4 protein-coding genes are annotated in these 5,680 nt (G+C 52.3%); 3 read left to right on the top strand and 1 reads right to left on the bottom strand.

Annotated features, from left to right (window positions below; translation table 11 throughout):
• A partial coding sequence (locus IGR76_19085) for an extracellular solute-binding protein (GenBank protein ID MBF2080554.1) occupies window positions 1-732 on the bottom strand: 732 nt, incomplete at its 3' end.
• A gap of 280 nt (window positions 733-1,012) precedes the next feature.
• Here IGR76_19085 and IGR76_19090 point away from each other — a divergent pair.
• The 3 genes from IGR76_19090 (at window position 1,013) to IGR76_19100 (ending at window position 5,673) form a co-directional block, all read left to right on the top strand.
• Window positions 1,013-2,206: a bifunctional sterol desaturase/short chain dehydrogenase gene (locus tag IGR76_19090; GenBank protein MBF2080555.1), complete on the top strand. Its 1,194-nt coding sequence runs from the start codon at window positions 1,013-1,015 to the stop codon at window positions 2,204-2,206.
• A gap of 268 nt (window positions 2,207-2,474) precedes the next feature.
• Entirely contained in the window at window positions 2,475-3,953 is a 1,479-nt protein-coding gene (locus IGR76_19095; GenBank protein MBF2080556.1) for a glycosyltransferase family 2 protein, read from the top strand.
• 163 nt (window positions 3,954-4,116) lie between these two features.
• Entirely contained in the window at window positions 4,117-5,673 is a 1,557-nt protein-coding gene (locus IGR76_19100; GenBank protein ID MBF2080557.1) for a hypothetical protein, read from the top strand.
• Window positions 5,674-5,680 lie beyond the last annotated feature (7 nt).

Raw genomic sequence — 5,680 nt, forward strand, 5'->3', positions numbered from 1 at the left:
GCCGTCTTTGATGGTGCGCCGCAGGAAGTTGACGGCCTGAATCGCTTCGGGTTGCGCTAAACCGATTTCCCGCGTGTCCGGTTTGAGCCAAAATCCACCGTAACCCGCTAGCACTTCTACGAACATCGCGGTGAGTCCTTCGTAGGGACGTCCCTGCCACACATAGCCCCATTTGGCAGATTGCTGAGACTGAAGCGTTTTGGCGATCGCCATCATGTCTTCAAAGGTCGAGGGAGGCTGTAGACCTGCCTTGGACAGAAGGTCTTTACGGTAGTGCAAGACCCCGATATCTGAGCGGAGGGGAATCCGGTAAAGCTGCCCTTGATAGCGTCCACCATTGAGGTCGCCCGGTAAAAAGTCAGCGAGGTCAGCTTCTGGCAGGCGATCGCTCAAATCCAGCAGCCAACCCGAAGCCGCAAAATGGGGCACCCAAATCGTGTCAGCATACACCAGATCAAACCGTTTGCTGTTCTGCTCAAAGGCTTGGCTATACAACTTTTCTAGATCGTCGGTGTTATTTGGCCCTTCAACAATTTGTACCTGAATATTGGGATGCTGCTGTTCAAAGGTTTCGACTAAGGATGCCCACCGCTCTGCCTCGGCACCAGACATCGCAATCGAAAGCGTAATCGGCGCGGCAGCGGTACAGCCTGCGATGAGCCGAACAGCCAAAAATCCTAGAAGTACCAGACCCAGCAACGTCCATCGCCGCGATCGCCACCCTTTGATCATTGACCCTTTCCTTATATACCCAGATACATCCTGTAGGCATGGTTCCCGTGTATCTCACCAGTATGATTCTGCCTGACCCCGAAGCGGACAACTCGATGACATAGTTTTTTTGAACATTTAGCCATCCCTAATTCCTAAACCAGTGAAGAAAAGTAAAGGTTTTTTGCCGTAGGATAACGATGTACTGTGCAACAGCACCACGCGCAACAAGTCAGTTTGACTGCCAACGTGAGGAGCGATCGCGTACTGTTGCCCAATCTTTAAAACCGTCCGTTTTAATATGCTGATTGAATCATTGCTTATCCAATCGGGGCTGGGACTGGCATCCATTCTACTGGCCGAGCTAGTGCGCGATTTCTACCATGTTGCAGGCCACTACTGGCAACCCATCCAGGCGTCCCATACTCTTCATCACAAAGCCTATCGGCGCGATCTCAGTATCGTCAGTCAGGCGGCCTATTGCAAGGCGCAGCTTTACAACGACGTGCCGGAAGCCGCTGTTATGGTCGGGGTTGTCGGTATCATCGCGCTGCTGGTTCATAGCCTTGGTATGGTGTTGGGGGTGGTGTACTCGGCTGGATTTTTAGTGACGGCACTGGCGCGATCGCAAGGGTGGCTGCTCTGGACCGACTACACCCACGAACCCGGCGATTTGACGGAAATTCCGAGCGTTTGGCGCGTGAATCGGTCGTACCACTGGCGACACCACTTTGATCAGGGCAATGCTTACTTTTGCGGACACTTTACGATGGTGGATAAAATGTTGGGAACCAGTTTGTCCCTCAAAGGAAAAGTCATCGCGATTACAGGCGCATCGGGCACCATGGGGCAAGCGTTGATGCGCGAACTCGCCCAGCAAGGCGCAAAAATTATCGCACTAACGACATCGGACACACTTCAGCCCGATCCGAGTATTCGTTCAATGCAGGTGATCCAGTGGCAACCTGGACAGGAAGAGGAACTGGGCGATCGCCTTCGGTACGTGGATATTTTGATCCTCAACCACGGGATGAACGTTTACGGCGATCGCACGCCCCAGGCCATTGAAAAAGCCCTCGACGTCAACGCCCTTTCGGCGTGGCGCATGGCCGAGGTATTTTTTAGCACGGTCGATGGCCCCACCGATCGCGCGACCAAGGAACTCTGGGTCAATACCTCAGAGGCAGAGGTCAATCCCGCCCTCAGCCCCCTCTACGAACTGTCAAAACGGTTGATGGGAGATATTCTGACCCTGCGCCGATTGGACTCCCCTTGCGTGATTCGCAAGATTATTCTGGGGCCGTTCAAAAGTAATCTCAACCCCTACGGCATCATGCCACCCACCTGGGTTGCCAAGGCCGTTGTTGCCCTTGCTAAGCGGGATGTTCGCAATATCATTGTGACGGTGAATCCCCTCACCTATCTCGCGTTTCCGGTTAAAGAAATGTCTAAATCACTGTATTTTCGAGCTTTCTCGAAGGGCGATCGCCGTTGAGAGGTTGCCTTCACTACGGTTGCCTGGTCTTCAGTTAAGGGGCGATCGCAGTTTTTCCAGCTATTACGGTCATCCTAGTCACAGATCCCAACGTATTCCCATAGAGGGGGGCGTCCCTTTCTTGGCTACAATGGGGCTGCAGAGTCTTTACATTGCTTGACCTTGCTTAACGTAGCAAGTCTAATTGCGCAATCATTTTGCAACACTCAACCCTGTCAAGGCTCGCATTAGAGAGTTCACCCTGTTTGGTTGCACACCCACTGAGACTATGCCAGATTCCTCCTGGTTTCCGAAAGATTACGCCTTAGACGCGTTAGAAGACGAACTAGAGTCCCTAGAAGCGCTCATGCCCGAATTGACCGATTCGGATCCTATGGGTAGCTACTTTGAACGGGGCTTGGCAGGACGTCGTCGCAAAGCCGCCATGACCTTGACGGTGGTATGGAGTATTGTCATTGGCCTACACCTCGTATCGTGGGGAATTTGGGTAGTCCTGGGTTTGACGTTTTTGATGACCCTTCACGCGATCCGCGTATTGACCGCTCGCCCAGACCCGCTGCCGGAGCCATTACCGTCTACAGGTCGCCCTGAAGATTTCCCCTACGTTTCAATCTTGGTATCGGCGAAGAACGAAGAGTCTGTAATTAAATCACTAGTGAAGGATCTGTGCAATCTAGACTATCCAAGCGATCGCTACGATCTTTGGGTGATTGACGACTACAGCACCGATCGCACTCCCATCCTTCTGGATCAGTTGGTGGAAGAACACCCGCAACTGAATGTCCTCCATCGGACAGCGGATGCCCAAGGCGGCAAGTCGGGAGCGCTGAATCAAGCCTATGTCCTTACCAAAGGCGACATCATCGCTGTCTTTGATGCCGATGCCCAAGTACCGCCCGATTTATTGCGGCGAGCGTTACCCCTATTTCAGCGCGAGAACGTGGGCGCTGTACAGGTGCAGAAGGCGATCGCCCAAGCCACCCGCACGGACGGTTCGGAAAAGAATTTCTGGATTCGAGGCCAAGTCGCGGAAATGGCCTTGGATAGTTACTTCCAGCAGCAGCGCACTGCCATCGGCGGCATCGGAGAACTGCGGGGGAACGGTCAGTTTGTACGCCGCACAGCCATTGACCACTGCGGCGGATGGAACGAGCAAACCATTACGGATGATCTGGATTTGACTATTCGCCTCCATCTCAACCGTTGGGATGTCGATTTTCTGGTTTTTCCAGCGGTAGAAGAAGAGGGCGTTACCCGAGCGATCGCCCTTTGGCATCAGCGGAATCGCTGGGCAGAAGGGGGCTACCAACGGTATTTAGACTACTGGCGGCTGATCGTGCGAAACCGCATGGGGATGCACAAAACTATTGATTTATTTATGTTCTGGCTGACGCAGTATATTTTGCCCACCGCCGCCATTCCCGACTTTTTGATGGCGATCGCCCGGAGTTCTTCCCCTATCCTCAACCCAGTAGCAGGTCTGGTTCTATCGATGTCCTTAATTGGGATGTTTCAGGGAATTTGGCGGACTCAGGTTCAGCTTCAGGGACGAAAACCCTCCATCCAGGTAGTCTTTAGTACTTTTGTTCAAACCCTGCGGGGACTGGTGTATATGGCTCACTGGTTTGCCATTGTTGCCAGCACGACGGCTCGCATCTCTGTCCGCCCCAAGCGTCTGAAGTGGGTGAAAACCATTCACCAAGGCTCGGATGACCTCTGGTTAGACGTCCAAGAACAATCCCAGTAATCTCAGTCCTAGCTGAGTTTTGCGGCAATTCTGGTGTTAACTCACGTAGGAATTGGCAAACCCTGATCCCCAAATCTAGGCAAAGGCTTTCTGAGAGGGGAGCCTTTGTTTTATAGTGGGCGTCAGTTTTGCAGTGTATGGGTTGCCGCCGAGTATTTTTGTCATGGTCTTCAAATCACTTTTGGACTCGAAGGGATCACAGCGCTGGATCTATATCGCTGTCGCAACCCTAGTCTTTGCGATCGCCTTTACCCAAGACCCGGTTTACGTTAGCAATCAAACTACGAAATTCTTACAAGGGCTGGCTCAAGCGGGGTTAGGCAACCTTCAGGAAGACTGGCTAGCCAACACGATCGATCCCCTGCCCGCTTTTACGTTTATCGTGCGGTGGTCATACACCTTTTTCGGCAAGCTTATTTTTTACGTTTATCCGATCGCGATTTTTGGTATTTACGTCTATAGCTTGACCAGCATCGCGGCAAAACTCTTCCGCATCAACGATTCCGTTCCTAAATTCCTCGTCTTTTTTGCTCTGTTTATTGCAGCTCACGGCATTCGAGGCGAAATTTTTGGCGTCAAGCTCGAAATTCTCTACCAGGGACTCGCTGAGCAGTACATTATCGACCACTATTTCCATCCGGCAGTATTTGGCGTGCTGATGCCGCTGTCGATGTATTTATTTTGGATACGCCGACCGATTTGGGCAGTGATCTTGTTGGCGATCGCGGCAACGCTTCATCCCGCCTATCTACCCAGTGCGGCCTTGTTGACCCTGTCCTATATGCTCATTAGCTGGCAGCGGCACCAGTCCTGGAAACCGCCTCTAGCGATTGGCGTGCTGGCCTTTGTGGGGGTGCTGCCTGTGTTTTTGTACATGACATTGCCCTTTCAGCCTACTACCGCCGAGCTATTTCAGCAGTCCCAGGACATTTTGGTGAATGTGCGGATCCCTCACCACTCCCTACCTCAACGCTGGTTGCTCTCGATTGGGGCAGTCATTCAAATCGCGATGATGGCAGGAGCAATTTATCTATCTCGTCGCACCGACCTATTTTGGATGCTGCTCGTGCCGTTTGCCAGTGCGATCGCCCTAACGATCTTGGACATAGTGACTCAAAATAGTTCGCTTTCCTTTACGGCTCCATGGCGAGTGTCGTCGTTTCTAATGCCCATATCGCTCGTCATTTTATTGGCGGCCTTCGTGGATTGGATCGGTCGGCGTTGGGCTGGGGCGATCGCTGACCATGAACGGGCGATCGCCATCGGAGCCTGCGTTGTCATCGCGGGTATCCTGATCGGCAACGTGTTTGATCAGATCGAAAAGTTTCGTGCACCCGATCCACCGCGCGCCATGATGAACCACGTTCGCGATACCAAACAACCGGGAGATACCTATCTCATTCCCGATGGCATTCAAGCCTACCTAGACCTAGAACCGCTGTGGAAATTTCGCCTCTATACAGGCGCGCCGATTTTGGCAAACGTCAAGTCCCATCCCTATAAAGACGTTGAAGTGATTGAGTGGTTTAAGCGGGTCGAGTTGATTGACCGTTTCTATCAGGGAGAATTTGCAGAGCGCTGCAACGTGCTGCAAACAATTCGGGATCAGTACGCTCTGTCCCACGTGGTCATGCCCACCCGTAAACGCGATCTGGAATGCCCAAATCTCTCGAAAACCTATGAAGATGAAAACTACCAGGTGTATAGTGTTTCTGACTGAGCATTTT

It is taken from the genome of Synechococcales cyanobacterium T60_A2020_003, from assembly GCA_015272205.1.
In the GTDB taxonomy this organism is placed as follows: Bacteria; Cyanobacteriota; Cyanobacteriia; order RECH01; family RECH01; genus JACYMB01.

Excerpts from the sequence above, each read along its gene's own strand:
- IGR76_19090 (MBF2080555.1), top strand. The coding sequence starts at position 1,013 with ATGCTGATTGAATCATTGCTTATCCAATCGGGGCTGGGACTGGCATCC.
- IGR76_19095 (MBF2080556.1), top strand. The coding sequence starts at position 2,475 with ATGCCAGATTCCTCCTGGTTTCCGAAAGATTACGCCTTAGACGCGTTA.
- IGR76_19100 (MBF2080557.1), top strand. The coding sequence starts at position 4,117 with ATGGTCTTCAAATCACTTTTGGACTCGAAGGGATCACAGCGCTGGATC.